This is a genomic window from Luteibacter yeojuensis (genome assembly GCF_011742875.1).
In the GTDB taxonomy this organism is placed as follows: Bacteria; Pseudomonadota; Gammaproteobacteria; order Xanthomonadales; family Rhodanobacteraceae; genus Luteibacter; species Luteibacter yeojuensis.
In genome coordinates this window covers 2723532-2749247 of record NZ_JAAQTL010000001.1, presented here as the reverse complement: position 1 = coordinate 2749247, position 25716 = coordinate 2723532, and the positions used below count along the sequence as shown (strand labels likewise).

Below are 25716 nucleotides of genomic sequence, written 5' to 3'. Positions count from 1 at the left end.
TCTCGGCCTCAGGCTACCTGCTCGAACAGATCCATGCGCTGTCCCTCGGGGCCGACGAGGTGCCCGTACCCCTCCACCACCGACGGATAGTCCGCGGCCGCACGCTCGACGATGCTCGAGGCCAGCGCCTGCATCATGCGCATGTTGTCGCGCAGGCGCCCGGCAAGCGAGTCGTCGTCGAGGCTATCGTGCAGCGTTGCGTTCATGTCGGCGAACCAGGCGAGGTCGCGCTGGTCCAGCATGGCCCTTCCGTTGCGGCGCTCCGACAGCGCATGCCAGCGCTGGAAGAACGCCTGCATCGCCGTGTTGAGCTCGGCGCAGCACTGGAACTCCGGGCCCATGCGGGTGATGAACGCATCGTCGCCGAGGCGGTTCTGGAAGACGATCTGGCAGAGCACGCCCCAGTAGTACGCGTAATCCCAGATCACCTTCACCGGCATGACTTCCGGATCGCCGAACAGGTTGTACTGCCCGCGGTACATCTTCAGCGTGCCTTCGTAGAACGAGAAGAACATCCGTTCGTAGTGGCGCGCATACGATGCCAGCCTGTCGCCGCGCCGGTCGATGCCGACCAGTAGCGTGATGTAGGTATTGGCGATCGCGATGAAATCGCTGCCAGGGGAATAGAACGGATCGAGGAACGCGCCCGCTTCGCCGGTGAGTGCCCAGCGATCGGACGAGAACATCCGCGAGCAGCCGTAGGAGAAATTCCGGAAGAAGGCGAAATCGAGCAGTTTGTCGCGATGCGCGGCGACATGCCTCGCGACGACGGGCTGGTGTTCTTCCAGCCAGGCCAGGGCGAGGTCGAAGGTCTTCATGCCCTCCAGCGGGTGCATCCCGGCGTCGGCGACGATGCCGACCGAATGCGCGCCGGACGAGAGGGGAATCAGCCACACCCAATAGCCGGGTCCGACGAGGTGGTTGGTGGAACGCCAGCGTTCCGGCGGATGGCAACGTTCTTTCCATTCCGCGTCGTCGCACCAGTCGTCGATCGCCAGGCGCTCGCCGATGCGGAACCACACGGCATTGGCGTGATGACCGTTGTCGCGCGTGAGGTCCAGCTTGCGGCGGATGAGTCCCGCGCGGCCGGACGCGTCCACCATCCAGCGGGCTTGCAGGGTTTGCTCGCCTTCGCCGTCCGTGTAGCGAACCGTGTGCGGTTCCTCGCCCGCGCCTATGTCGAAGCCGCGTACCGTCACGCCTTCGCGGAAGTCGATGCCGCGGCGGCGCGACTCCTCGCCGAGGAAGTTTTCCAGGATGCCGCGGTCGATCTGGTAGCTGGGTGTGGGAAGCACCGCGCTCACGCCGAGTTCGGCGACGTCCTCGAGGTCCTCCCTGCCTTCGGAGAAAAAGAAGCGGAATCCGAACTTCCGGATGTGCGCTTCTTCGAGGTGCGGGAGCAGTCCGATGGTGTGGCCGAAATAATGCGCGGCGATCTCGACGGTGGACTCGCCCACCTTGTGGGCCGCCTCGGGCAACGGCCGCACCTGTCGCTCCAGCACGACGACGGTCAGGTCGGGATAGGCGCCCTTGAGCTGCATGGCCAGCGTGAGCCCGGCAAGGCCCCCACCGAGGATGACGACATCGTGCATCTTGCGGTCCATCGGTTCGACTCCCCTTCAAGCGCTCTTTTCAGTGTGTCTCGTCGACGATCGTGGGATGGGCCCGCGACCGGCGGTAGCTGGCGAGGATACTTCCGTAATGGATCACCCGGCCGATCGTGTAGGTGGTGATCCTGGTGACGTCGCGCACGGGATGGAAATGGCTGAGTCGGAACTCGCCGTGGTAACGCGACGCGATGGGTACCGAGACTACGCCGATGCCGCGCTCGCGGCAGGCGGTGATGAGCACGGCGGCCTCGAAGACGAAATGTTCGGCCGGAAGATCGGCCAGGTCCAGCGTCTCGCGCGGATAGAGCCGCTGACCGCTCTGCGTGTCGGCGATCGGGCGGCCGCATGCCCAGGAGATGCCCCAGTCGGCGACCGCGTTGGCGCGTCGCCGTCCGCTGGGCTGCTGTTCGCGATCGAGCAGGCGCGCGCCGATGACGATGCAGCCCGGGTAACGTTCGGCTGCGGCGATGATGGCGGGGATGTCCGATGCGAGGTGCTGGCCGTCGCCATCCATCGTCACCACGGCGTCGTAACCCAGGCGGCGCACTTCGCGGAAACCGGTGCGCAACGCCTCGCCCTTGCCCCGGCGTGTCGCATGGCGGAGCAGGGTGACCGGCATGGCGCCCACGATGTCCGGGGTGCGGTCGTCCGAACCGTCGTCGACGACGATGACGGGAAGCCCGAGCGCGAGGGCCTCGCCCACGACGCGTCCGATCGCCTGTTCCTCATTGAGGCAGGGGATGAGGATGCAGTAGCGAGGCGTGGCGATGCTCATGCGGCCACGCCGATGTCGATGTGCAGGTCGAGCCCCCGCGCCGCGGGCACGCGCAGCGCCGCTGGGCGGGCGAGCGCGAGCGCGCGCATCAACGGCACCGCGCGTGCGGAGGGATTGGTCGCGACAAGCCCGTCGAGCCAGGCATCGCCGAGTGCCTCGATGCCACTGTTGCCGCGCTCCGGCGTGATGTCGAGCCGTACGGCCGCGCCGTCGGCGCGAGGGGAGAGCACGAGCGCGACGGCGAACGGACCGGTGGTGCTGGTCATGTCGCCGAGCGGCCCCGTCCCGGCGATGTCGTAGCTCGCCAGCAGCACGTCGCGGTCGTCGGCCACCGCCAGCGTGGCGGCTTCGAGCAAGCCTGCGCCGAATGCTTCCTCGCCACCAGAGACGGCGCTCGACGATGCACGGCAGTGCGTGGCGATGGTCCAGTAGCCCGCCGGTGCGTTGTGCACGGAGTTGTGGAACTTCGTCGGCGACAGTTCGCGCGGGTGGCTGGCCAGCGTTTCGCACATGTAGTCGGTGATGACCTGGTCGCCATGCGCGGAGGCGAACACGCAGGGCAGGGTGGCTGCGTCGCGGCCACTCATGCGCACGGCCTGGCCGGCGGCCGCGGCCGCCAGCAAGACGCTTTCCGGTGCGCGTCGCCGCTCGTTCGGCGGAAGCACCTCGGCGAGCGGCCGCTCCGTCGCACCCGGCGTGGCCGCGCCCGTGGCGATCTCGCTGAAGGCGTGCCAGTCGGCGGCCCCCGGTGCCCAGAGGCCGATGCCGCTCACCCAGACCGACAGCGCGGCGCTCATGCGTGACGCCCCGCGCGGGCGAAGGCGAGGCACGCGTTGTTGCCGCCGAAGCCGAAGGAGTTGCTGAGGGCGATGCGGATATCCGCCGCTTCCGGCCGCCAGGCCATCTGCGGTCCGCACAGCGGGTCCGGCGTTTCGGCACCGAGGTTGGCGGGAACGCGGCCGTCGCGCATCGACAGGAGCGTGATCGCGGCCTCGAGGATGCCCGCGGCGCCGAGGGTGTGCCCGGTGAAGCCCTTCGTCGAGCTGGCGCGGGTCGAGGCGGGGAAGGTCCGCGCGACGAGCGCGGCCTCGACTTCGTCGTTCTTCTGGCTGGCGGTGCCGTGCAGGTTGATGTAGTCGACGTCGTCGGGCGCGATGCCCGCGCGGGCCAGCGCGTCGTTCAGCGCGAGCTCCGCCCCCAGGCCTTCAGGGTGGGGCGTGGACATGTGGTGGGCGTCGCTGGCTTCGCCGTAACCGATGAGCAAGGGCGCGTCCATCGCCGCTTCCACGCGTTCGAGGATGGCGAAGCCGGCGGCCTCCCCGATCGAAATGCCGCTGCGGGCGGCATCGAACGGACGGCACGGCTCGGGCGAGACCAGTTCGAGCGAATTGAAACCGAACAGCACGCTGTCGCAAAGGGTGTCGGTGCCGCCGACGATCGCGGCATCGACCAGGCCGAGCCGGATCATGCGCTCCGCGTTGGCGAACACCTTCGCGCTGGACGAGCATGCGGTGGCCACCGTGAGGCAGGGGCCTTCCAGGGCGAACGCCGCCGCGACGAAGCTCGCGAGCGAGTGCGGCGTATGCAGCACCGGCCGGTGCAGGTCCGCCGGCATGCGGCCATGGTCGAGGCGGCGGTAGCCTTCCTCGGTGGCCCCGATGCTCGCCGTCGACGTGCCGAGCAGCACGGCCACGCGCGATGCGCCATACCGCTCGCGCGCCGCGCGCATGGCCTCGGCGAAGCCGTCCTGCCGCAAGGCGATCCAGGCGAGCCGGTTGTTCCGGCAGTCCCACTCGGCCAGCTCCGGCGGAAGCGGCTCGTCTTCCACGCCGGCGACACGGCCGATCCAGCAATCCAGCGGGGCCACGCTGAAATCGTTCGGCGCAAGGCCGCCGCGCGGGGCGGAAAGGGCATCGGCGTGGGCCTGGAGACCGCGGCCGAGGGCGGAGGTGGTGGTGTAGGCGCGGATGGCCAACGGTGTCATGGGATGCGGCATGCGGCGAGCCTATCCTTTTTGATCCGCAGCGTCGCGTGAATGCAGACGTGCGTTCAGGCGATACTGCGCTTTCTTCGGGATGCTTCCATGTCCGGTATCCAGGCTCCGAAAATCCTCCGCCGCGGCGTATGGCGTTACCTCAGCGATCGCGACATCCTCGTCGCGGCCTTCGTCACCGCCGTCGTCTTCGTCGCCAGCCTGGGGCTGGTGTATGCCGCGCACCTCGCGCGCGTCTGCTGGCTCGCCGCGCGCACGCCCGCGCGGGCCGCCGGCCGCCGGGCGATGCTGATATTCGGCCGCCGGCTCGTCGGCGATTGTCCGGAAGCGGATTTCCTCGGCCGCCTTGCCCGTGGCCGCACCGATGCGCTCGCGGGGTTCGCCGATCGGGTCCTGCTGCTGGGCGGCTACAGCGGCGGCTCCATCAGCGAAGCCGAGGCCGGGCGCCGCTGGCTGATGGCCGAAGGCTGGCCACCCGCCGTGCCGCTGGAACTGGAGCAGGCCTCCATCGACTCCCTCGAAAACCTCCGCCATGCCCGCGTGTTGTTGCGGGAGCGGAGCGAGGCGCCCCTTCCGCCGGTGTGGCTGGTGACCAGCCGCTACCACCTGGCACGCTGCCTCTACCTCGCCCGTCGGCTCGGATTCGACGCCGCGCCCCTTGCCGCCGAGGAGCGCCTGCCGCTCGGCCGCCGCTACGTGACCCGCCTGCTGATGGAGGCCGGCTACCTGATGTGGATCGATACCGGCATGCGCTGGGCGGCCCTGACCGGGAACCGGCGGATGGCGACGCGGATTTCCTGAGCTAAGCTTTGCGATCCCCCCCAGTGTCCCTCACGAAAGGATGTGCCATGTCCGAACAAGCCGAGCTTGCCGCGTCGTTCCTGCGCGGCCTGCAGGACCGTATCTGCACCGCCATCGAGGCGGTGGACGGCAAGGCGCGCTTCGAGGAAGACGCATGGACGCGGCCCGCTGGCGGCGGCGGCCGCACGCGCGTGCTGCGCGAGGGGAACATCTTCGAACAGGCCGGCGTGAACTTCTCCCTCGTGTCGGGTTCGCCGTTGCCGCCGAGTGCCACGGCGCACCGGCCCGACCTCGTCGGTGGCAGCTTCATCGCCACGGGTGTCTCGCTGGTGCTGCATCCGCGCAACCCGTACATCCCGACCACGCACGCGAACGTGCGTTACTTCGAAGCCTCGAAGGAAGGCAGCGATCCCGTGTGGTGGTTCGGCGGTGGCTTCGACCTCACGCCGTACTACCCGTTCGACGAGGACGTGCGCCACTGGCACAGCGTCGCGAAGAACCTGTGCGAGCCGTACGGCGACGATGTCTACGCGCGCTACAAGCGCTGGTGCGACGACTATTTCTACCTCAAGCATCGCGGCGAGACGCGCGGCGTGGGCGGGCTTTTCTACGATGACCTCAACGAGGGCGGCTTCGAGCGCTGCATGAACTTCACCCGCGACATCGGCGAAGGATTCCTCGATGCGTACCTGCCGATCGTCGAGCGGCGCCGCGACATGCCCTATGGGGAGCGCGAGCGCGAGTTCCAGCTGTATCGCCGGGGCCGCTACGTGGAGTTCAACCTCGTCTACGACCGCGGCACCTTGTTCGGCCTGCAGTCGGGGGGACGTACCGAATCGATCCTCATGAGCCTGCCGCCGCGCGTGCGCTTCGAATACGGCTATTCGCCGGATGCCGACAGCGCGGAAGCGCGGCTCCAGGAATACCTGAAGCCGCGCGACTGGGTTTGACCTGCCGAAGTCGGCGTTGCGGCATCGCCGCTTCGTTGGCTTCTCGCCGCTATAGCGGCCCCCACAGGTTCGAGGTCCTTACGGAGTGCTTCCGGAGAACTTCTTCGCCGTGGCGCCCTCGATCTTGCCGACCGTGGCGGAATCGCTGACATAGAGTTCCACGTCGCGCTCGAAGGTCAGCGTACCCTGGACGACCGCGTGCGGGCCGATGACGATCTTCGGCACGCGGTCGCTGCCGCTGTTGAACCAGCCCCACGAAGGCTTTTTCACCAGGAGGCCGCCTTCGACCTTGGAGTCCTCGCCGATCGTGACGTCGGCATTGGTCGTTTCGATGCCGCCACCGACATGGGCGCGCTCGAGGCTGATCTGCCCGTTGACGTTCGACAGGTGGCCCTTCACCTCGGCACCCGACTCGAGGCGGACCCTGCCGTTCACGTTCTCGAGGTCGCCGGACACCCGTGCCTTCTCGTTGAGGGTCACGGCGCCGTTCACGGTCTTGACGCTGGTGGCGGTGGCGCCCTCGCCGATGTCGACCGAGCCGTTGACGGTGCTGGCTTTCTGCACCACGGCGCGCTCGCCGATGCGTACCGAGCCGTTGACGGTGTGGACATCGCCCGCGTGCTGGCCGTCCTCGACCGAGGCGGTGCCGTTGACCTTGCTGACGTCCTCCTGCGCGAGGGCCGCGCCGGACACGGAGAGGGCGATGAGGAGGGAAAGGAGGGTGCGACGCATTGCGGGACTCCGCGGGTGGAATGAGCCCCTAGGATGCACCGATCGGGGGGAAGGTTTAGCGTGACTGACGACAGGGGGCCTCCGCGGGCGAAGTTGACGGCTCCGGGGCCACGCTCCACCATCGGATTTTTCCCTGCCCCTTGGACGCCATGTACAAGCTCGTGATGATTCGCCACGGCCAGTCGGCCTGGAACCTCGAAAACCGCTTCAGCGGCTGGGCCGACGTGGACCTCAGCGAGCAGGGCGTGGCCGAGGCCCGCGAAGCGGGGCGCCTCCTCAAGGACGCCGGCTTCACCTTCGACCTGGCCCATACCTCGTACCTGAAGCGCGCCGTGCGCACGCTCTGGCACGTCCAGGACGAGATGGACCTGATGTGGATCCCCGTGGTGACCGACTGGCGCCTCAACGAGCGCCACTACGGCGCGTTGACCGGCCTCAACAAGGCCGAGACCGCCGCCAAGTACGGCAACGAACAGGTCCACATCTGGCGCCGCAGCTACGACACGCCGCCACCGGCCCTCGAAGCAGGCGCGACGTCCTTCGCCGACGACGACCGTTACAAGGGCATCGACGTGCCGCTGACCGAGTGCCTGAAGGACACGGTGGCCCGCGTGCTGCCGTACTGGCACGAGGTGCTCGCCCCGGCCATCCGCGCCGGCAACAACGTTCTCATGGCGGCCCACGGCAACTCCATGCGTGCGCTGGTGAAGTTCTTCGACAACATCTCCGACGACGACATCGCCGAGCTCAATATCCCCAACGGCATTCCGCTGGTGTACGAGTTCGACGCCGAGCTGCGTCCCGTGAAGCACTACTACCTGGGCGACCAGACCGAGATCGAGGCCAAGATGGCCGCCGTCGCCAACCAGGGCAAGGCGAAGTAGCGGCGTATGACAGGCGTCATCCCCGATGGGTCACAAGCGCCCCTCGAACGGTGACGCCGTTTCGCTAATCTGGCCTCACACCGACCCAAGAGGCTCCGCCATGCTGGCCCCGTCCGCTCTGTCGTTCATTTTCACCGTCCCGCTGATGGCGTTCGCCGTGTATCGCCGCGTGCGCGGCAGTTTCGGCCGGCAGCCGATCCGCACGAAGCGGATGACGGTCCGTGTGGTCATCTTCGCGATCGTGATCGGACTGACGATGCTCTCGGGCCTGCAGGACATCCGCCTGGCGGAAGGCGCCCTCGGCGGCGCGGTGGCCGGCGCGGCCCTGGCGATCCTGCTGGGCTTGCGGCTGACCCGATTCGAGATCGGCGGCGACGGTGCGGACTATTACATTCCGAACCCGTGGATGGGCGGCGCGCTGAGCGCGCTGCTGCTGGGCCGTCTGGCCTGGCGCTTCCTGCTGCTGGCGCCGGCCATGGCGGGCGGCGCGCTGACGGACGCCCAAGGCCCTGCGCCGGGCAACAGCCCGCTGACGATGGCGATCGTGGGCCTCACGATCGGCTACTACCTGGCTTATTACAGCGGCATCCTGGTGCACCACCGCCGCTACAAGCGGGCCTTGCAGGCCGCCTGAGGCCGTCCGGGACGCCCTCGCTCAGAGGGCGTCGTTATCCAGTTCGCCGGTGCGGATGCGGATGACCTGCTCCAGGGGACTGACGAAGATCTTGCCGTCGCCGATCTTGCCGGTCCGGGCCGCTTGCTGGATGGCCTCGACCACCCGCTCGATCTGGTCGTCGGCCACCGCCACCTCCAGCTTGATCTTGGGCAGGAAGTCGACCACGTACTCGGCGCCCCGGTATAACTCGGTATGGCCCTTCTGCCGGCCGAAGCCCTTCACTTCCGTCACCGTCACTCCCTGGACCCCTACGTCCGCCAGGGCTTCGCGGACGTCGTCCAGCTTGAAAGGCTTGATGATGGCGACCACGAGCTTCATGTCTTCTCCTAGTGCGCGGCCGGTAGCCGCGCGATGGGTCATTGTGCCATCCGTCCGGAGCCGCCTCCATACGGTAGCTTGTAGGAAAAACCCTACACGACGTGTGGGCGTGGGCCTATAGCGCCTACAATCCCATCACCTAAACTTCATTCACGACATCGAGGTGCGCAAGATGGATGTGCAGGGTATCGATCAACTCGCACAGCGATTGGCATCGTTGGTTCCGCCAGGGTTGGCGCAAGCGCGTGAGGATCTGCAGGCCAACTTCAAAGATATTCTGGCGCAAGGACTACGCCGCCTCGATCTCGTAACCCGCGAAGAATTCGATGTTCAGAGCCAGGTTCTGGCGCGTACGCGCGAACGGCTCGAGCTTTTGGAGAAACGCCTCGCCGACCTGGAAATCAGCGCGGCGCAACGCGGCCAGTAAGGACGGCCGCACGTCCCGGGACCGCCCCCGATCCGTCACCCTCACCCCGAGAGCGGTCGGGGGCGGTTATTTTTCCCAGCGATCGCAAAGGAGTGCGCATGCAGAGCGGATCCAGCACGGATCGTAAGCGCCTGCCTCCGGTCGATATCCGTTACCGGTTACGATACCGTCCGTCATGAGCCTCGCCGTCACGCTTTCGCGCGCGCAGGAAGGTGTCGCGGCCCCTCAGGTCGTCGTTGAAGTGCACCTGTCCGGCGGGTTGCCATCCACCTCCATCGTGGGACTGCCCGAAGCGGCGGTGCGCGAAGCTCGTGACCGCGTCCGCGTCGCCATCCAGAACACCGCCTTCGAGTATCCGAACCGCCGGGTCACCGTGAACCTGGCCCCGGCCGAGTTGCCGAAGGACGGCGGGCGGTTCGACCTCGCCATTGCCCTGGGCATCCTGGCCGCCGGATCGCAGGTGCCGCGGGAGCGCCTGGACGATTGCGAATTCCTCGGCGAGCTGGCGCTGTCCGGCGAGCTTCGCGCGGTTCCCGGGATTCTCCCGGCCCTCATCCGGGCCCGGCGCAGCGGCCGCCGCATCGTGGTTCCGCGCGCCAACGCCGCCGAGGCGGCCTTGATCGGCGAGGGCGACGTGCTGCTCGCCGACAGCCTGGCCGAGGTCTGCGCCTGGTTGAGCGGCCAGGCCGACCTGGCGGGGCCGGAAAGCGCGGATTTCTACAGCATGCCGTCGTGCGGGCCGGACATGCTCGACATCCGCGGGCAGTTGCAGGCGCGCCGCGCCCTCGAAATCGCCGCCGCGGGCGGACACCACCTGCTCCTGATCGGACCGCCGGGTACCGGCAAGACGATGCTGGCCGAACGCCTCCCCGGCATCCTGCCGCCCATGACCGAATCCGAGGCGCTGGAGAGCTGCGCCATCCGTTCGCTCTCCGGCGAGGACATCGATCCGCGCTGCTGGCGCCGCCGTCCGTTTCGTGCGCCGCACCACACCGCATCGGGCGTCGCCCTCGTCGGCGGGGGCTCGTCGCCACGCCCCGGCGAGATCTCGCTGGCGCACAACGGCGTGCTCTTCCTCGACGAACTTCCCGAGTTCAGCCGACACGTGCTCGAAGTGCTGCGCGAACCGCTGGAGTCCGGGCGGATCGTGATTTCGCGCGCCGCCCGCCAGTCGACGTTCCCGGCCGAGTTCCAGCTCGTCGCCGCGATGAATCCCTGCCCATGCGGCTATGCCGGCGACCCGTTGCACGAGTGCCGTTGCACGCCCGACCAGGTGCAGCGTTACCGCGGACGCATCTCGGGCCCGCTGCTCGACCGCATCGACCTGTGCGTGGAAGTCCCGCGCGTGCCGATCGCGGACCTGGCCGCCGCGCGCGGTCCGCACGACGACGACAGCGCCACGGTACGCCAGCGGGTGATCGCGGCGCGCGAGAAAGCCTTGCTCCGGGCGGGCCAGGCGAATGCCGAACTCAGCGTGGTCAACCTCGAGCGCGACTGCGCGCTTCCGCACGCCGAGCGCGAGTGGTTGCAGACGTCGCTGGACAAACTCGGCGCCTCCGCCCGGGCCTATCACCGCATCCTGCGGGTGGCCCGCACCATCGCCGATCTCGAAGGCGGTACGGGGTGCGTGGAGCAGGGGCACCTTGCGGAGGCGCTGCATTACCGGCGGTTCTAGGGTCTTGTGATTATGTATCGGTCGCTCCATAATACTGGTTATGGAGCGATCGATACATAATCTAGAGCGACGAGGGGCCCGGCATGGCGCGTCCACGTGAGTACGACGAAACAAAGGTGCTGGCCGCGGCGGCAGACGTCTTCTGGGCGAAGGGCTACGAGGGCGCGTCCACGCGCGACCTCTCGGCGCACACCGGACTCACGGCGTCCAGCATCTATGCGGCCTTCGGCGACAAGCGCGAGCTGTTCCATCGAGCGCTGGACCATTACCTGACCACAACCCTCCGAGCGCGAATCGAACACCTCGACCTCGTCGACTCGCCTTCCGCCGCGATCCGCGATTTCTTCGCCGACATCGTCGAGCGAAGCGTCGGCGATCCCGAAATGCGCGGATGCATGCTCATCAACTCCTCGATCCAGTCCTCGTCCGACGACACGAAGGTGCGCCAAGCGATTGCGGACGAGTTTTCGGCCATCGAGTCGTTCTTCGAGCGCCATCTCGCGCGCGCGCGACGCACCGGCGAGATCGCGGCGACTATCTCGCCGGCACGGTCCTCGCGGCACCTGCTTACGTTGCTGCTGGGCATTCGCGTGCTGGCTCGCATCCGCGCCGACCGGGACTTGCTGACCGATGCCGTGCGGGAAGGCCTCGCCTCGGTGGGTATCCCATTCTCGAAGACTTCCCAAGAGGCAAAAGCATGACCACGCAACGAACATTCCTGGTGACCGGCGCAACCAAGGGCATCGGCAGGGCGATTTCCGAACGGCTCGTGGAGGCCGGTCACCTCGTAGTGGGGGTGGCCCGCGGGGGCGATACCGGGTTCCCCGGAGAACTCCACTCGGTCGACGTCAGCGACAGCGCCGCCGCTAAGGCTGGCTTCGAGGAGTTGGCGCGGAGGTACGCCATCGATGGCGTCGTCAATAACGCCGGTGTGGCGCGCATGCAGGAGCCTGGCAGGATCGACATCGACGATCTCGACCACATGTTGCGGCTGAACCTTCATGGCGCCATTCATGCGGTCCAGGCGGCGCTGCCCCATATGCTGTCGAACGGCTGGGGCCGCATCGTCAACATCTCGAGTCTTACGGTGCTAGGCCGCCCGAAGCGTTCGGCTTATGCCGCGACGAAAGCCGCCGTGGACAGCCTCACCCGAAACTGGGCGCTCGAGTTCGCGCGGAGTGGCATCACGGTGAACTCCGTCGCCCCAGGGCCGATCGCGACGGAGCTGTTCCGCAGCAATTCTCCGGTGGGCAGCGATGCCGAGGCGGAATTCATTCGCGACATTCCCATGGGACGCCTGGGCACCCCCGACGAGATTGCCGCCGCCGTGCAGTTCTTCATGTCGGAAGGAGCGAGCTTCGTAACGGGGCAGACCCTGTTCGTCGATGGTGGCGGTTCGTTGGGCAGGGCTGCGTGAGTCATTCTCGTACCCGGCTTGAGCTCGCGCGTCCGTCTGGGTGCTCCATCGGATGCACCCCCTTAAGAGTTAATACTTATTTCATGTACTCACTAGTTGACAAATAGAGGGTCCGGGCGGAGAATTCTGTACCAGGCGGTTCTCTTAATGGGCTGCCCGCCCCGTCCCGGTGCTGGATACCCCTCCCTCCCCCCGCTCCAGCACCGGGGCCCGGCCTTCTTCCAGCGGCGCTTCACCCATTTCCCGCGCATCGGCCCGCCTTGTATGGCGTTGGCCGATTTTCCTTCGTCCGGCGCTGGCGGCCGTGCATGGTGGTGATGCGCCGGTCGGGCTGCTTCGCGGTCATCCATCGGACGGATAGGACGAGCCACGTCATTTGCTCCCGGGGTATGCGCCATCGGCGCGGGAACCGCGCCGTGTGCTTCAATGCGGACTTTCAAAAGGTCCGCGAACGAAGAGTTTCATGGAGCCAATTCTCCCTCTGGCGATCGACCTGCCTGCCGAAAGGCAACGCGATCTTGTCCGGTCGCTGCACCGGCAACTGCAAGGCGCCATCCTCGACGGACGGCTCCAGCCGGGTTTCCGCATGCCGCCGACGCGAAAGCTCGCGGAGGAGCTGGGCATTTCGCGCAACAGCGTGGTGTCCGCCTTCGACCTGCTTTTCAGTCAGGGCTACCTCGTCGCCCGGCAGGGCTCGGGTACCTTCGTCGCCGATCACCTGCCCGTGCGTCCCGGAGATGCCTGTGGCGATGCCGCCGCCCGGATGGCCGGACGGCTGAACACCTACTGGCAACATCGCGTAGCCCAGCCGGCGCGGGCGCCGCTCCGTGCGCACCGGTTCGACTTCAGGGTGGGACTTCCGGATACCCAGCTCTTTCCGCACGAAACCTGGCGCCGGCTCGCCTGCGCCGCGATGCGCAGCCTCTCGAAGGAGAGGACGGATTACGCCGACGTCGCCGGACGGCCCGAGCTCCGCCAGGCGATTGCCGCCCATGTGTCGTTCGCGCGTGCGATCGCGTGCGACGACGCGGACGTGGTCGTCACCAGTGGCGCGCAGCAGGCCTTCGACCTGATCGCGCGCATCCTGGTCGAACCGGGCACGACGCGTGTCGCGGTGGAAGATCCGGGTTATCCGCCTGCGCGGGACGCTTTCGCGGCGGCCGGCGCGCGGCTCGTCACGGTGCCGATGGACGCCGATGGCCTGCGCGTCGACTGCATACCGGCGGATGTGGGCGTGATCCTGACGACGCCATCCCACCAGTTTCCGCTCGGCACGGTGATGTCCCAGCGCAGGCGCGCCGAGTTGCTGGATTTCGCGCACGCGCATCGGATGGCGGTGGTCGAGGACGATTACGACGGCGAGTTCCGTTTCGGCGGGCGCCCGCTCGATGCCCTGCGCACTGTCGACGAGCGTCACGCCGTTTTCTACGTAGGCACGTTTTCCAAGAGCCTGTTTCCGGCGTTGCGGCTCGGCTACATCGTTCCGCCTTCCTGGGCGGTGCCGGCGCTGGTGGGGGCCAAGCGGCTCGGCAACGGACACAACCCTTCGCTCGAACAGCTGACGCTAGCCGCCTTCATCCGCGAGGGCCACCTCGCCCGGCACGTACGCAGGGCGCGCCGCGTCTACGGAGAACGCCGCGCGGCGCTGGAGCAGGCCATCGCCCGTCATGGCACCGCGTGGCTTTCGCCGGTCCACACGGATGTGGGCCTGCATATGGCCGCGCACCTCCGCGAGGACCTGCCCGCCGACGCCGTCGTCGCTGCGGCCGCGATTCGCGGGGTGGCGGTGCGAGACCTCGGTGCCTACCGGCTCGAAGGCCGCTGCAGCGGTCTCGTGTTGGGTATCGGCATGATCGGGGTGGAGGACGTGGAGCGGGGCGTCGAGCAGCTCTGCCAGGCCATCGCGGAGGTGGCGGGCGGCGCCTAAATTGGACCATGCGATATTTTTCGATCCGGCCCTCGTCACGGACCACTTCCACCCGCACGCTAATGCCTCCTATTCGAAAGAGGCGCCGGCCCGTGCCTAAGTTGTTCGCATGCTTCATGCTTTGCCTCGCGCTCGCGGGACCCTCGGTCGCCTTCGCGAGCCAGGACGACGGTGGCGAGAAATACGCAAAGGAAGTCGCCTCCACCCTGGTCGGCAAGCCCGCACCGGCCCTGACCGTGACGACGATCGATGGCCAGACCATCGATCTTGGCAAGCTCTACGGCCACAAGATCGTCTACTTGAAATTCTGGGCGACGTGGTGCGCCCCCTGCCGCGAGCAGATGCCGCATCTCGAACACGCATTCGAAACGGCGGGTCCGGACACCGTGGTGATCGCGATCAACACGAACTTCAACGAAACCAGGGAAGGGGTCGATACTTTCCGCAGGAAATTCGGGCTGAAGATGCCCATCGTGATGGACGACGGCAGGCTCGCCGAGGCATTCCACCTGCGGGTAACGCCTCAACATGTGGTAATCGGCCGGGATGGACGGGTCGCTTACGTCGGTCATCTCATCAACGCCTCGCTGGAGGCCGCACTCGCTGGCGGCAAGAGCCCCGACGGGCTCGCTGGGCGGAAAACGGGTCGCGAGGGTAGCCGCGGTGCGCCGGATCGACTGACCACCCTCGACGGCGAGTCCTTCGAGCTTGGCGTCTCGGCGAGCCGGAAGCCGCGCATCCTCGTGTTCATGTCGCCATGGTGCGAGGGTTACCTCGCGCAGAGCCAACCCACCACGGGCGCGCAATGCCGCTCGGCACGCGAGCAGTCCGAGAAGCTCAGTGTGCATTCCGGCGCGCAGTGGCTCGGCATCGCCTCCGGGCTCTGGTCCGACAGCGAAGCCCTCGGTGCCTATCGCACGAAGAACAAGGTGAGGCTGCCGCTGGCCATCGACACGAGCGGCGACGTGTTCCGCCGCTATGGCGTGAAGCGCATTCCCACGGTGATCCTCGTCGACGCCGACGGTAAGGAAGTGCAGCGTCTTACGAGCGACATGAGCGCGCTGCCCGCGCTGGTCGCGCGCGCGGCGCGCCTGAGCCCGGGCGGCACATGATTTGCGCGAAGCCATCCGCCGTCGGGCATCAGCCCAACGGCGAGGCTTGCGAAGCGGCCAGGCGGGAGGCGAACCGGGACGCCTCGATCATGCCGCCGAGGCCGGATGGAACTGCTGTTCCTCGGTAGAGCCGCTCAGCGCCGACAGCGAACTCAACGAGCCGGCGATCACCTGGTTCACAGTATCGAAGTAACCCGTGCCGACTTCGCGCTGATGTTTCGCCGCCGTGTAACCGTCCTTCTCGGCCGCGAACTCGGCTTCCTGCAGTTCGACGTAGGCGGCCATCTGCCGGTCGCGGTAGCCACGTGCCAGTTGGAACATCGAATAGTTGAGCGCATGGAAGCCGGCCAGCGTGATGAACTGGAAGGCGTAACCCATCTCGCCCAGGCGCTTCTGGAATGCCGCGATCGTCTTCTCGTCCAGGTTCTTCTTCCAGTTGAAACTGGGCGAGCAGTTGTACGCGAGCTTCTTGCCAGGGAACACGGCATGGATCGCCTCGGCGAAGCGGCGCGCCTGTTCCAGGTCCGGCGTGGCCGTCTCGCACCAGATCAGGTCGGCATACGGTGCATAGGCAAGGCCGCGCGCGATCGCCTGCTCGATGCCCTGGCGCGATTCATGGAAACCTTCGACCGTGCGCTTGCCGGTCAGGAACGGCTTGTCGAGGTCGTCGATGTCCGAGGTGACCAGTCCCGCACCCATGGCATCGGTACGTGCCACGATGAGGGTCGGGACGCCGGCGACGTCGGCGGCCAGTCGCGCGGCCACGAGCTTCTGCACGGCCTCCTGCGTCGGCACCAGCACCTTGCCGCCCATGTGCCCGCACTTCTTCGCACTGGCCAGCTGGTCCTCGAAATGCACGCCCGCCGCGCCTGCCTCGATCATGTGCGCCATCAGCTCGTACGCGTTGAGCACGCCGCCGAAACCCGCTTCCGCATCGGCGACGATCGGCACCAGCCAGTCGATGCCGTCCCTTCCTTCGGCGTGGTGGATCTGGTCCGCGCGCAGCAGGGTCTTGTTGATCTTGCGCACCACGTTCGGCACCGAGTCGACGGGGTAGAGCGACTGGTCGGGATACATCGTGCCGGCGGTATTCGCATCGGCGGCGACCTGCCAGCCCGAGAGGTAGATGGCCTGCAAGCCGGCCTTCACCTGCTGCATTGCCTGATTGCCGGTGAGCGCGCCCAGCGCATTGACATACGGCTCGTCCTGAAGCGAACGCCACAGGCGCTCCGCACCGCGGCGGGCGAGCGTGTACTCGACCTGCACGGAGCCGCGCAGGCGCAGCACGTCTTCCGCGGCATAGGGACGCCGGACGCCCTCCCAGCGGTCGTTGTTCTTCCAGTCGAGCGTGATCTGTTCGGCGGTCTGCGTCTTCATCGTCGTGCTCCGGGGTTCAGGACAGGTGCTCGTAGGCGGGGAGGGTGAGGAAATCGCGCAGTTCGTCCGCATGCGTGAGCGCATGGATGAGCGCGGCCGCTTCATCGGCGCGGCGTGCGCCGGGCAACTCGCTCCCGCGCAGCCGGTGGCAGTGCGCGGCGAGAGCCTGGTCGAACAGCGCGAAGTTCACGTCGGCGTGGTCGCTGAACTCCAGCGGTCCGTGATGCAGCCACTGCCACAACTGGGCGCGCGCGATCTCGGCGGTGGCGGCGTCTTCCATCAGGTGGTGGATGGGCACGCAGCCGAGGCCGTCGAGCCAAGCGGCCGTGTAGCGCAGGCACACCTCGACGTTGTTGTCGAAACCCTGCCGCGTGATCGTCCCGATGGCCGGTGCGATCAGCGTGTCGCGCGATACGTCCACGTCTTCGCGCAGCACGTGCAACTGGTTGGGCGTGGGCATGTGCTCGTCGAAGATCGCCTGCGCGACCGGGACGAGCGCGGGATGCGCCACCCATGTACCGTCGTGGCCGGCGCCGACTTCGCGCAGCTTGTCCGCCCGGACCTTGGCCATGGCGGCCTCGTTGGCCGCGTCGTCGCCCTTGATGGGAATCTGTGCTGCCATGCCGCCCATCGCGAATGCGCCACGGCGATGGCAGGTGCGGATCAGCAGTTCCGAATAGGCCTTCAGGAACGGCACGCTCATGGTGACCTGGCCACGTTCCGGGAGCAGGCGGTCTGCGTGTGCACGGAAGGTCTTCAGGTAGGAGAAGATGTAATCCCAGCGACCGCAGTTGAGACCGACGACGCGCTCGCGCAGTGCGTGCAGGATCTCGTGCATCTGGAACACGGCCGGCAGCGTCTCGATGAGCACCGTCGCCTTCATCGTGCCGTGGGGCAGGCCGAGCGCGACTTCGGCATGCGACATCGCGTCGTTCCACAGCGCGGCTTCTTCCATGCTTTGCAGTTTCGGCAGGTAGAAATACGGGCCGCGATCGCGGGCCTGCAGCGCTTTCGCGTTGTGAAAGGCGAAGAGGCCGAAATCGACCAGCGCGCCCGACACCACGTCGCCGTCGACCTCGACATGACGCTCGGGCAGGTGCCAGCCACGGGGCCGGACGACGAGCGCGGCCGGTGTCGCACCCACGCGATACGCCTTGCCCTCCGCGCTGGTGAATTCGATGCTGCCATCGACGGCATCGCGCAGGTTGCGCTGGCCGTCCATCTGGTTGGCCCAGGTGGGCGCGCTCGAATCCTCGAAGTCGGCCATGAACACCTTCGCCCCGGAATTCAGCGCGTTGATGATCATCTTGCGTTCCACGGGACCCGTGATCTCGACGCGGCGGTCCTGCAGCGCCGCCGGGATCGGGGCCACCGACCACTCGCCCTCGCGGATCGCCACGGTATCGGCGCGAAAATCGGGAAGCTCGCCGGCGTCATAGCGCTGCTGGCGTGCGGTCCGCTCCGCCAGCAGGCCGAGGCGCCGGGCATCGAAACGCCGATGGAGGTCCGCCACCAAGGTCATGGCCGCCGGGGTCAGGATGTCCGGATAGACCTCGCCGCCTTGAAAGCGGACGCCGGACAGGGGATCGATCGCGCGCTGGGGAACTGCCATTGCCACTGCTCCGGTGCGGGTGTGGAGTCCACGCTACGATCGGAGCTATGCTTTTGACAAAGCATATGTTTCAAAGATTAACATTAATAACTTTAATGATAGAAATAACCTATTGAAATTGCTGGCATAAAATCATGCAGCGCAAGCTGAATATGCGGTCGAAGCCGTCGACGAAAACCAACCGCGGCACGTCGAGCGACGACGGCGGTCGTTTCTATTACAAGGGCAACCGCCTCAAGCAGCTGCGGGCTTTTGTCTATATCACCCGTTTGGGCACCCTGAGCCGGGCCGCCGAAGCGCTGTTCCTTTCGCAGCCCTCGGTGAGTCTCCAACTCAAGGCGCTGGAGAGGGAGCTGGGCATGCCCTTGCTCGAACGGACCCGGCGGCGCGTGACCCTCACCGATGCCGGCGAGGCCTTGTACGAGATCGCGCGCCCCCTCGTGGAGGGGTTCGAAAACCTCGACCGCGAGTTCCAGGCCAGGACCCGGGGCAGTCACGCGGCAAAACTCACCGTCGCCGCGGGCTCGTCGACCATCCAGTACCTGCTGCCCGATCTGGTGAAGGCCTACCGCGAGCGCTATCCATCGGTGCACCTGCAACTGGCGAACGTAACCGGCAAGGATGGGCTGGCGTTGCTGCGTGCCGACGAAGCCGATATCGCCATTGGCTCGATGCTCGACGTGCCGCAGGACATTGCCTGGGCACCGGTCTACCACTACGACCCGATGCTGATCATGCCGCCGGAGCATCCACTGGCCGCGAAGGACGACATCCGCCTCGAAGATCTTTCTCCCTACGGGCTCATTCTCCCGCCACAGCGCTTGACCACTTTCCGTCTCGTCGACATGGTGTTCCAGCAGCGGCATGTGCCGTACACGGTGGCGATCGAGGTCGGCGGCTGGGACGTCATCAAGCAATATGTCGCCATGGGCCTGGGCATTTCCATCGTCACCGGCATCTGCATCACGGAGGCGGACAAGGAACGTCTGGTCGTGCGCAACCTGCGCCGATACTTTCCGCAACGCAGCTATGGCGTGGTGATGCGTAAAGGCAAGTTCCTGAGCGCCGAAGCGCGCGCGTTCATCGACCTGATCCGCCCCGGCCTGTTGACGCATCGCGACTACGATGAGTCGGGACATTCGGGGCGATAAGTCTCTATTCAAGCAATAAAATGCTTGTTGAGATTGAGATAGACGCTGAAGCACGACGTCAGTAGAGCAAGACTCCTTTTACTTCTTCTTCGGGGGCGGCGCAGGAGGTGGGCTTGGCTTGACGTTCTGAATGGGCAGTGGCTTCGTATTGGCACCGTCCCGGGTAACCCGTGTTACCGCTATGGGTTTTGCTTCGATCGGCTTTGTCACGCTTTATCTCCTTCGATGCACTCGACCATTTCTACGTCTTCGGCGTTGATAAGAATACCTTCAACTCCTGATAGGGGGTAGCGGTTGTTCTCATCATCGAGCCATTCGGCGTCAGCTAAATAGAAATGACCTTGCTTGTGATCTGATGGCCAGTGAAGCGGCCATCCATAGATGCGTCGCTCACCCTTCAGATGCAGTACTACATTTAGGTCGGATTGCTCAAATACTGTGCACCACTCTGACGTATTGTGATTTCGAGTAGTTAGTCCCATTCGTCGAAGCATTCTGAAAATAGCATCACGCCTTGCAAGCTGAGAGGTGGCAAGGCCGGCCACGATTGCAGTGGCGAAAGAAGCTATTAGCTCTGAATCCATCGTCCACGGTCCAAGGGCTTGCCATTTTCCGATCCAGATGAGGATGACCGATTCAATCACCACGACGGCATGTAGTACCGCTGTGGCGATGAGGGCGTAGACCACTTGATCGAACTGATTCGGTTTGCGATGAGTCGTAAGCGCGTAAAATATCCAAGCGAAGACAAAGCCCGGCATCAGGTTCGTCAGGATGGATACAACATCAGAGCCGAGTTCACCCATACAATTCCCTGTCATTGATATGTGATTATGTTGCTCACCTAAGGATGCTCTGAGCAATTGAGTTCAAAATGGCCGCCCAGACGGCCGTGCGAAAACGCCGGACTTGCTACGATAAAAAGGTGGCAGTGAAGATGGACCGCCGCCATCGCCGCGCCGATTTACCTCCGATCACCTCGATTCTCCGCCTCACAGGCGCACCCCTCCTGCAGAAGCCAGCAACGTTCGTCGCGCCATCCACAGGTTCGACAGGGCAAACAGTGTCAGCACCTGCGCCGTATTCTTGAGCAACCCCTTGAAGCGCACCTTCTGATAGCCGAACTGCCGCTTCACCACCCGGAACGGGTGCTCCACCTTGGCGCGAACCGCGGCCTTCATGTGTTCGGTGTGCTTGACCGCGTCCTTCAACGCGCCTTCGGGCATCGCCTTGACGCTGCCGCGCTTGGCGGCGATGTACCACCGGCGACCGCGCTTGGGCGCGCGTTTCTCAGCTCCCTGGTAGCCGGCATCGGCGTGCACGGTCTGCTCCCGGCCGTGCAACAACTTCTCCACTTCCGTCACGTCGGCCACGTTGGCCGGTGTCGTGGTCACCGTGTGCACCAGCCCCGACTCCACATCCACGCCGATGTGCGCCTTCATGCCGAAATACCACTGCTGGCCCTTCTTGGTCTGGCGCATGTCCGGATCGCGCTGCTTGTCGCGGTTCTTGGTCGACGACGGCGCCTGGATGATCGTGGCATCCACGATCGTGCCCTGGCGCAGCAGCAGACCCTGCTGACCCAGGTGCGCATTGACCGTCTCGAGGATCTTCACCGCCAGGCCGTGCTGCTCCAGAAAGCGGCGGAACTTCAGGATCGTCGTCTCGTCCGGAATCGCGTCCTCGTTCAACTCCAGTTCGGCGAAGCGGCGCATCGACTCGATCTCGTACAGCGCATCCTCCATCGCCGGATCGCTCAGCGCGTACCACTGCTGCATGAAGTGGATGCGCAGCATGGTCGCGGCGGGCATCGGTGGGCGGCCACGGCGGCCAGAGGTGGGATAGCTCGGCTCGATCAGCGCCAACAGCGCCGCCCACGGTACGACCTTGTCCATCTCGCCCAGGAAGCGCTCGCGACGCGTCGGCTTCTTCTTGGACTCGAAACTCAGTGAGGCAAAGGAAGAGTCTGTCAAACGAACTGTGTAACCAGAGATTTCACAGCGCGGCTAAGGGCACGCGCTCTTCGCCAAACATGACCTGAAAGCTCTGCAAGGCAGGCTTCCAGTGATGGATGGATTTCCAGTTCTTCGACGCCTCCCGGATGGCAAGAAACAGGCCCTTCAACGCCGCATCGTCGTTCGGAAAAATACGCCGGTTGCGAGTGTATTTGCGCATCACCATGTTCAACGACTCGATGGCGTTGGTCGTATAAATCACCTTGCGGATCTCCGGCAGGAACTGGAAGAACGGGATGATGTTGCCCCAGTTCTCACGCCATAGACGAACCACCGCCTTGTATTTGGCTGCCCACTCGCTCTCCAGCGCGTCCAGTTCTCGTTCCGCCTCATCCACCGTGGCCGACCGATAGATGCGTTGCAGCGCCGGCACGATCGCCTTGCTGTCCTTGGCAGTCACGTAACGCAGGCTGGCCCGTACCAGGTGCACGATGCACAGCTGGGTCAATGTTTGGGGGAATACCGCATTAACCGCCTCGGGCAAGCCCTTGAGGCCATCCATGCTGGCGACGTAGATATCCTGCACCCCGCGCTGGCGCAGCTCGGTCAACACCGACAGCCAGAACTTGGCACCTTCGTTCTCGGCCAGCCACAGGCCCAGCACCTCCTTCTCGCCGCGCAGATTCACCCCCAACACCACATGGGCCGATTTGTTGATGACCTGTTTGTTGTGCTGCACCTTCACCACAATGCCGTCCAGCCACACGATCGGGTAGATGGCCTCCAGCGGCCGCGTTTGCCAGGCCCGCGCCTCATCCAGCACCGCGTCGGTCACCTGTGCGATCAGTGCGTGCGAGATCGTCACTCCGTACAGGTCCACCAGCACCGACTCGATGTCGCGCGTGGTCATGCCCTTGGCGTACAGGGTCAGAATCTTTTCTTCCATCCCGGCCAGCCGCACTTGTCGCTTCTTCACCAGCTGAGGCTCGAATGTACCCTCGCGGTCGCGCGGGGTCTCGATCTGCAAATCACCCAGCGCGCTTTGAACCCGCTTGCGCGTCCTGCCGTTGCGAGGGTTACCACCCGACGGCCTATGCCGCTCATGGCCCAGATGCGCCTGCATCTCCGCCTCCAGCGACCGGTTGATCATGTGCTGCAACATCTGCGAGAACAGCTTCTCCACGTCCTGCGGGGTCTTGCAGTCGCCCGTCAGCTCATCCAGCATCGCTTTTCTCAAATCCAATGTCACTGCTCCCTGCGGCTAGCCGCATCTTCTCAAAGGGCAGTTACACAGTTCAATTTACAGACTCCAAAGGAACGCTGCTTCATCGGCGGTGGGCTTCCTGGGAACGGATGGTGAGGATGGCTATGATGCCGCAGATGGGGAATAAATCAGAGCATCCCTAAGCTTGGACGTCGACACTCTGTCCACTTAAGTAGTCAACCATCTTTCGGATGCCTTCGGCTGCATCGATGCCGGCCTCATACTCTCGAATTGCGACGGGGTACTTGGCAAGCATTCCGTTATCGATTTTTTTTTGAGCCTGATCGATCCATGCGGTCAAGTCCAAGGGGCCCGGATGATCCATATGATAGATCGCAAACTTCGCGAACGCGCTCTCAGAGATATAGCCCTCCCAGAGTAGGTTTGCCGCAAGATCGCGAAGCTGTGCGGAATCGATGGATCGAAGATCCAGGCTCGTCAGTCGGTCTTGCAAGTACTCCGGCAGATCTTCTGCGACATCCGAGGGGTTGCCTTTCTCGATGGGATGGTCCCGAAACCCGAATTCGTTTGATCGTTCGCGCTCCAGGCACTTTCCTGCCGTGAACGCTCCCGGTGTCCTCATGCCAATAGTGAATTCCATGCGTGCTCCCTTTTTTCTCTGGAGCCAAGCTTCGCCGCAGGAGCGCCTAGTTACAGTCGGCAAAAGCAGGCGGGAGGGCCTGACTCATTCCTGCAACGAGTAAGGCATAAGTCGGGGCCGCGAGTACATCTACCCACGTGAGGGCCAATTGATGGCCTACAGTTCGCGCGTGATGTCCGTCGTATGGTCAGTGGGCGCAATCACGCGCAGCGATGAGGATTGTCATGAAAGTCTTGATTCATGGTGTCATGATAGGCGTGCTTCTATTGGTCACAGCATCGGCTCAAGCTCAATTCACGAGACATGTTATTACGCGAGGCCAAGGGGATTGGGGGCGATGCATCGGCTATCTGCCACAGATGACTTCGGAGGGGAGGCTGAATTCCGGTGAGGCATCGGTTGTACATGTTTGGACGACGACCTGTCATAGCGCGTTCTCCGCATCTGCGGTAGGAGTGACGATATACCTGCAGAAAATGGTGGGCGGAGAATGGATGGATGTTACGAGTGGGCTATCGTCGTATGTGCAGGATCTAGGACCGGGCACTTATAGGATCGTGGCCGTCAACAAATGGGCCACGCGCGTGAACTTCAAGGTTAGGCACCGCCAAGGTTTGGGCTGACCTACCGGTGCTATGGCTTAGCCATAGCACCGGTAGGTCAAACGTTGCGATGCTTGCCGCGGTAGCCGGTAAACATCGCGCGGATGCGCGCCATGTCGGCGTCGGTGTCGTCGGTCGCTTCGACCAGGGGGCCGGCGGTGAAGGTCTTCGTGGGATAGTCGATGAAGATCGGCTGGATGGGGACGCCGGAGGCGCGCGCGATGCGCAGGAAGCCGGACTTCCACTGCTTCACGGGCTTGCGTGTGCCTTCGGGCGTGATGCCCAGCCACATCTTCTCGTGGCTGGCGAAGCGCGCGACCATCTGGTCGACCACGTTGGTGGCGGCGGAGCGGTCGATGGGGATCAAGCCGAGGCGGCGGACGATCGGGCCGTAGGGGCCGTTGAACACCTCGCGCTTGATCATCACGCCGAGATCGAGCCCGAGGGCCGACTTCATCAGGAGACCCCACACGCCGTCCCAATAGGACGAATGCGGCGCGCCGATCAGGATCAGCTTCGGCAGGTTAGGCAGCTCACCCACGATGCGCCAGCCGCTCAGCCGGATCGCCCAGCGGCAGAAGCGCCTCCATGCGGAATCCGGAAGCGCCGGCGCCTGTGGCGGCAGGTCGAAGGAGCCGACACTCACTCGCGGCTCCAGTCGCGCGAGCGCGTCTTCTTCGTCTGCGAACGCTGCGCCTTGCCCTCGAGGCGGCGCTCTTTCGAGGCGCGCGTCGGTTTCGTGGCCACGCGTTTCTTCGCCACGACGGTTCCTTCGCGGACGATCTCGGCGAGGCGCTCGCGAGCGTCTTCGCGATTGCGTGCCTGGTCGCGGAAGCGGCGGGCCTGGATGACGAGGACGCCCGCGTCGGTCATGCGGCGGTCGCGCCGGGCGAGCAGGCGTTCGCGTACGTCGTCGGGCAACGACGGCGAGCCGGCCACGTCGAAACGCAGTTCGACCGCGCTTTCGGTGCGGTTGACGTGCTGGCCCCCGGGGCCGTCCGCACGCGTGAAGCGCTCGACCAGTTCGGCGTCGGGGATGGCGATGGAGCGGGTCACGGTGAGCATGTCGAGGTGGATTCTAACGCTATAGCGGCGAGGGAGCCTCGCGGGATGTCGCGTCGCCGGGCCGGTCCTCACCCACCTGTGCCGACCATCGGCTCCAGTCTTCTTCCCAGCCGAAACGCCCGATCAATCGCCTCCAGGTCTCGTCGAGAGCGGCGCGCAGCATCATCGCGCGCCCGTCCCGCGGATGCGCGAACGCGAGCATGTCCGCGTGGAGCAACAGGCGGTGCGATGCGAAGTGCTGCTTGAACAGGCGGTTGTGGTCGCCCCGGCCGTGCTGGCTGTCGCCCACGATAGGGTGATGGATGTGCGCGAAGTGCTTGCGGATCTGGCGGAAGCGGCCCGTCAGCGGTTCCGCGCCCACCAGTGCATACCGCTGTTTCTCGTAGCGTCCAAGCGGGATGTCCACCTCGACGGTCGCGAGGCGGCGGTAGACGGTACGGGCTTCCTTCCGCGGACCTGTGTCGCGTGAGCCGGGCAGGGGATAGTCCACCATGCCTTCGGCCGGCTCCGGCCACCCCCGCACGACGGCGAGGTAACGCTTGCGCACGCTGCGACCCATGAACTGCTCGCCGAGTTGTGCGGCGATCTCCGGCGACCGCGCCACCAGCAGCACGCCCGACGTGGCCCGGTCGAGGCGGTGCGCAAGGTGCAGGCGTCCCTCCACCTGTTCGCGCAGCAGGTCGATGAGGAAGGCATCGTCCGGGCCGACGAACGTCGACCGGTGCACGGCGAGGTTCGCGGGCTTGTTGACGGCGACGATGTCGTCGTCCTGGTAAAGGATCGCCAGCACGG

General features: G+C 65.4%; 26 protein-coding genes. 11 read left to right on the top strand and 15 right to left on the bottom strand.

Features of this window, described 5'->3' with window-relative positions:
• Positions 1-8 precede the first annotated feature (8 nt).
• From HBF32_RS12500 to HBF32_RS12485, 4 genes are read right to left on the bottom strand one after another with little or no spacing between them, the layout of a single operon-like run.
• Positions 9-1604, bottom strand: a complete 1596-nt coding sequence (locus tag HBF32_RS12500; protein ID WP_166699932.1) for an NAD(P)/FAD-dependent oxidoreductase — start codon at positions 1602-1604, stop codon at positions 9-11.
• Between the two features lie 28 nt (positions 1605-1632).
• Positions 1633-2385: a glycosyltransferase family 2 protein gene (locus HBF32_RS12495; protein WP_166699931.1), complete on the bottom strand. Its 753-nt coding sequence runs from the start codon at positions 2383-2385 to the stop codon at positions 1633-1635.
• On the bottom strand, positions 2382-3182 hold the full coding sequence (locus tag HBF32_RS12490; RefSeq protein WP_166699930.1) for a beta-ketoacyl synthase chain length factor: 801 nt from the start codon (positions 3180-3182) through the stop codon (positions 2382-2384). Before HBF32_RS12490 ends, HBF32_RS12495 begins: the two co-directional genes overlap by 4 nt.
• A complete protein-coding gene (locus HBF32_RS12485; RefSeq protein WP_193570363.1) occupies positions 3179-4381 on the bottom strand; it encodes a beta-ketoacyl-[acyl-carrier-protein] synthase family protein in 1203 nt (400 codons plus the stop codon). Before HBF32_RS12485 ends, HBF32_RS12490 begins: the two co-directional genes overlap by 4 nt.
• An 87-nt stretch (positions 4382-4468) precedes the next feature.
• On the opposite strand from HBF32_RS12485, the gene HBF32_RS12480 reads away from it, so the two are divergent.
• Positions 4469-5179 carry a YdcF family protein gene (locus tag HBF32_RS12480; RefSeq protein WP_166699929.1) on the top strand — a complete coding sequence of 237 codons (711 nt, stop codon included), beginning with the start codon at positions 4469-4471 and terminating at the stop codon, positions 5177-5179.
• 47 nt (positions 5180-5226) lie between these two features.
• On the top strand, positions 5227-6129 hold the full coding sequence (gene hemF, locus HBF32_RS12475) for an oxygen-dependent coproporphyrinogen oxidase (protein ID WP_166699928.1): 903 nt from the start codon (positions 5227-5229) through the stop codon (positions 6127-6129).
• A gap of 78 nt (positions 6130-6207) precedes the next feature.
• Here hemF and HBF32_RS12470 read toward each other — a convergent pair whose 3' ends face one another.
• Positions 6208-6861 (bottom strand): DUF4097 family beta strand repeat-containing protein, encoded by a 654-nt coding sequence (locus tag HBF32_RS12470; RefSeq protein ID WP_166699927.1) that lies wholly within the window; start codon positions 6859-6861, stop codon positions 6208-6210.
• Between the two features lie 149 nt (positions 6862-7010).
• Between HBF32_RS12470 and gpmA the strand changes: the two genes are divergently transcribed.
• Positions 7011-7745 (top strand): 2,3-diphosphoglycerate-dependent phosphoglycerate mutase, encoded by a 735-nt coding sequence (gpmA, locus tag HBF32_RS12465; RefSeq protein ID WP_166700540.1) that lies wholly within the window; start codon positions 7011-7013, stop codon positions 7743-7745.
• Positions 7746-7845: 100 nt separating this feature from the next.
• On the top strand, positions 7846-8379 hold the full coding sequence (locus HBF32_RS12460; protein ID WP_166699926.1) for a CcdC protein domain-containing protein: 534 nt from the start codon (positions 7846-7848) through the stop codon (positions 8377-8379).
• A gap of 21 nt (positions 8380-8400) precedes the next feature.
• Here the strand turns inward: HBF32_RS12460 and glnK are convergent, their stop codons facing one another.
• Positions 8401-8739, bottom strand: a complete 339-nt coding sequence (glnK, locus tag HBF32_RS12455) for a P-II family nitrogen regulator (protein ID WP_166699925.1) — start codon at positions 8737-8739, stop codon at positions 8401-8403.
• 172 nt (positions 8740-8911) lie between these two features.
• Here glnK and HBF32_RS12450 point away from each other — a divergent pair, with 172 nt between their 5' ends.
• From HBF32_RS12450 to HBF32_RS12425, 6 genes are all read left to right on the top strand, one after another.
• Positions 8912-9166, top strand: coding sequence for an accessory factor UbiK family protein (locus HBF32_RS12450; protein WP_166700539.1), 255 nt, complete (start codon positions 8912-8914; stop codon positions 9164-9166).
• A gap of 175 nt (positions 9167-9341) precedes the next feature.
• Positions 9342-10841, top strand: a complete 1500-nt coding sequence (locus tag HBF32_RS12445; protein WP_166699924.1) for a YifB family Mg chelatase-like AAA ATPase — start codon at positions 9342-9344, stop codon at positions 10839-10841.
• A gap of 83 nt (positions 10842-10924) precedes the next feature.
• Complete coding sequence (locus HBF32_RS12440; RefSeq protein WP_166699923.1) at positions 10925-11542, top strand: TetR/AcrR family transcriptional regulator; 618 nt, start codon at positions 10925-10927, stop codon at positions 11540-11542.
• Entirely contained in the window at positions 11539-12258 is a 720-nt protein-coding gene (locus HBF32_RS12435; protein ID WP_166699922.1) for an SDR family oxidoreductase, read from the top strand. Before HBF32_RS12440 ends, HBF32_RS12435 begins: the two co-directional genes overlap by 4 nt.
• 463 nt (positions 12259-12721) lie before the next feature.
• Positions 12722-14185 carry a MocR-like pyridoxine biosynthesis transcription factor PdxR gene (gene pdxR, locus HBF32_RS12430; RefSeq protein ID WP_166699921.1) on the top strand — a complete coding sequence of 488 codons (1464 nt, stop codon included), beginning with the start codon at positions 12722-12724 and terminating at the stop codon, positions 14183-14185.
• A 92-nt stretch (positions 14186-14277) separates the two neighbouring features.
• Positions 14278-15297, top strand: a complete 1020-nt coding sequence (locus tag HBF32_RS12425) for a redoxin domain-containing protein (protein WP_166699920.1) — start codon at positions 14278-14280, stop codon at positions 15295-15297.
• Between the two features lie 87 nt (positions 15298-15384).
• Here the strand turns inward: HBF32_RS12425 and aceA are convergent, their stop codons facing one another.
• Together aceA and aceB are read right to left on the bottom strand one after the other, a co-directional pair.
• Positions 15385-16674: an isocitrate lyase gene (gene aceA, locus HBF32_RS12420; protein WP_166699919.1), complete on the bottom strand. Its 1290-nt coding sequence runs from the start codon at positions 16672-16674 to the stop codon at positions 15385-15387.
• Between the two features lie 16 nt (positions 16675-16690).
• Positions 16691-18286, bottom strand: coding sequence for a malate synthase A (aceB, locus tag HBF32_RS12415; protein WP_166699918.1), 1596 nt, complete (start codon positions 18284-18286; stop codon positions 16691-16693).
• Positions 18287-18438: 152 nt separating this feature from the next.
• On the opposite strand from aceB, the gene HBF32_RS12410 reads away from it, so the two are divergent.
• Positions 18439-19437 (top strand): LysR family transcriptional regulator, encoded by a 999-nt coding sequence (locus HBF32_RS12410; protein ID WP_240147971.1) that lies wholly within the window; start codon positions 18439-18441, stop codon positions 19435-19437.
• 206 nt (positions 19438-19643) lie between these two features.
• Here HBF32_RS12410 and HBF32_RS12405 read toward each other — a convergent pair whose 3' ends face one another.
• The 7 genes from HBF32_RS12405 to HBF32_RS12375 all read right to left on the bottom strand — a co-directional run bounded on the left by HBF32_RS12405 (position 19644) and on the right by HBF32_RS12375 (position 25714).
• Positions 19644-20243 (bottom strand): DUF6338 family protein, encoded by a 600-nt coding sequence (locus tag HBF32_RS12405; protein ID WP_166699916.1) that lies wholly within the window; start codon positions 20241-20243, stop codon positions 19644-19646.
• 186 nt (positions 20244-20429) lie between these two features.
• Positions 20430-21410 carry an IS5 family transposase gene (locus HBF32_RS12400; protein ID WP_166699915.1) on the bottom strand — a complete coding sequence of 327 codons (981 nt, stop codon included), beginning with the start codon at positions 21408-21410 and terminating at the stop codon, positions 20430-20432.
• Between the two features lie 22 nt (positions 21411-21432).
• Positions 21433-22617, bottom strand: a complete 1185-nt coding sequence (locus HBF32_RS12395; protein WP_166699914.1) for an IS256 family transposase — start codon at positions 22615-22617, stop codon at positions 21433-21435.
• Between the two features lie 178 nt (positions 22618-22795).
• Positions 22796-23257 carry a hypothetical protein gene (locus tag HBF32_RS12390; RefSeq protein ID WP_166699913.1) on the bottom strand — a complete coding sequence of 154 codons (462 nt, stop codon included), beginning with the start codon at positions 23255-23257 and terminating at the stop codon, positions 22796-22798.
• Between the two features lie 660 nt (positions 23258-23917).
• On the bottom strand, positions 23918-24505 hold the full coding sequence (locus HBF32_RS12385; RefSeq protein ID WP_166699912.1) for a 1-acyl-sn-glycerol-3-phosphate acyltransferase: 588 nt from the start codon (positions 24503-24505) through the stop codon (positions 23918-23920).
• Positions 24502-24924 (bottom strand): alternative ribosome rescue aminoacyl-tRNA hydrolase ArfB, encoded by a 423-nt coding sequence (gene arfB / locus HBF32_RS12380; RefSeq protein ID WP_166699911.1) that lies wholly within the window; start codon positions 24922-24924, stop codon positions 24502-24504. The genes HBF32_RS12385 and arfB overlap by 4 nt, the downstream gene beginning before the upstream one ends.
• Before the next feature lie 19 nt (positions 24925-24943).
• Positions 24944-25714 carry a pseudouridine synthase gene (locus HBF32_RS12375; RefSeq protein ID WP_166699910.1) on the bottom strand — a complete coding sequence of 257 codons (771 nt, stop codon included), beginning with the start codon at positions 25712-25714 and terminating at the stop codon, positions 24944-24946.
• Positions 25715-25716 lie beyond the last annotated feature (2 nt).

What these genes read in the sequence shown, in the direction of transcription:
- HBF32_RS12500 (WP_166699932.1), bottom strand. Translation starts at nt 1,604, where the DNA reads ATGGACCGCAAGATGCACGATGTCGTCATCCTCGGTGGGGGCCTTGCC.
- HBF32_RS12495 (WP_166699931.1), bottom strand. Translation starts at nt 2,385, where the DNA reads ATGAGCATCGCCACGCCTCGCTACTGCATCCTCATCCCCTGCCTCAAT.
- HBF32_RS12490 (WP_166699930.1), bottom strand. Translation starts at nt 3,182, where the DNA reads ATGAGCGCCGCGCTGTCGGTCTGGGTGAGCGGCATCGGCCTCTGGGCA.
- HBF32_RS12485 (WP_193570363.1), bottom strand. Translation starts at nt 4,381, where the DNA reads ATGCCGCATCCCATGACACCGTTGGCCATCCGCGCCTACACCACCACC.
- HBF32_RS12480 (WP_166699929.1), top strand. Translation starts at nt 4,469, where the DNA reads ATGTCCGGTATCCAGGCTCCGAAAATCCTCCGCCGCGGCGTATGGCGT.
- hemF (WP_166699928.1), top strand. Translation starts at nt 5,227, where the DNA reads ATGTCCGAACAAGCCGAGCTTGCCGCGTCGTTCCTGCGCGGCCTGCAG.
- HBF32_RS12470 (WP_166699927.1), bottom strand. Translation starts at nt 6,861, where the DNA reads ATGCGTCGCACCCTCCTTTCCCTCCTCATCGCCCTCTCCGTGTCCGGC.
- gpmA (WP_166700540.1), top strand. Translation starts at nt 7,011, where the DNA reads ATGTACAAGCTCGTGATGATTCGCCACGGCCAGTCGGCCTGGAACCTC.
- HBF32_RS12460 (WP_166699926.1), top strand. Translation starts at nt 7,846, where the DNA reads ATGCTGGCCCCGTCCGCTCTGTCGTTCATTTTCACCGTCCCGCTGATG.
- glnK (WP_166699925.1), bottom strand. Translation starts at nt 8,739, where the DNA reads ATGAAGCTCGTGGTCGCCATCATCAAGCCTTTCAAGCTGGACGACGTC.
- HBF32_RS12450 (WP_166700539.1), top strand. Translation starts at nt 8,912, where the DNA reads ATGGATGTGCAGGGTATCGATCAACTCGCACAGCGATTGGCATCGTTG.
- HBF32_RS12445 (WP_166699924.1), top strand. Translation starts at nt 9,342, where the DNA reads ATGAGCCTCGCCGTCACGCTTTCGCGCGCGCAGGAAGGTGTCGCGGCC.
- HBF32_RS12440 (WP_166699923.1), top strand. Translation starts at nt 10,925, where the DNA reads ATGGCGCGTCCACGTGAGTACGACGAAACAAAGGTGCTGGCCGCGGCG.
- HBF32_RS12435 (WP_166699922.1), top strand. Translation starts at nt 11,539, where the DNA reads ATGACCACGCAACGAACATTCCTGGTGACCGGCGCAACCAAGGGCATC.
- pdxR (WP_166699921.1), top strand. Translation starts at nt 12,722, where the DNA reads ATGGAGCCAATTCTCCCTCTGGCGATCGACCTGCCTGCCGAAAGGCAA.
- aceA (WP_166699919.1), bottom strand. Translation starts at nt 16,674, where the DNA reads ATGAAGACGCAGACCGCCGAACAGATCACGCTCGACTGGAAGAACAAC.
- aceB (WP_166699918.1), bottom strand. Translation starts at nt 18,286, where the DNA reads ATGGCAGTTCCCCAGCGCGCGATCGATCCCCTGTCCGGCGTCCGCTTT.
- HBF32_RS12410 (WP_240147971.1), top strand. Translation starts at nt 18,439, where the DNA reads ATGCGGTCGAAGCCGTCGACGAAAACCAACCGCGGCACGTCGAGCGAC.
- HBF32_RS12405 (WP_166699916.1), bottom strand. Translation starts at nt 20,243, where the DNA reads ATGGGTGAACTCGGCTCTGATGTTGTATCCATCCTGACGAACCTGATG.
- HBF32_RS12395 (WP_166699914.1), bottom strand. Translation starts at nt 22,617, where the DNA reads ATGCTGGATGAGCTGACGGGCGACTGCAAGACCCCGCAGGACGTGGAG.
- HBF32_RS12390 (WP_166699913.1), bottom strand. Translation starts at nt 23,257, where the DNA reads ATGGAATTCACTATTGGCATGAGGACACCGGGAGCGTTCACGGCAGGA.
- arfB (WP_166699911.1), bottom strand. Translation starts at nt 24,924, where the DNA reads ATGCTCACCGTGACCCGCTCCATCGCCATCCCCGACGCCGAACTGGTC.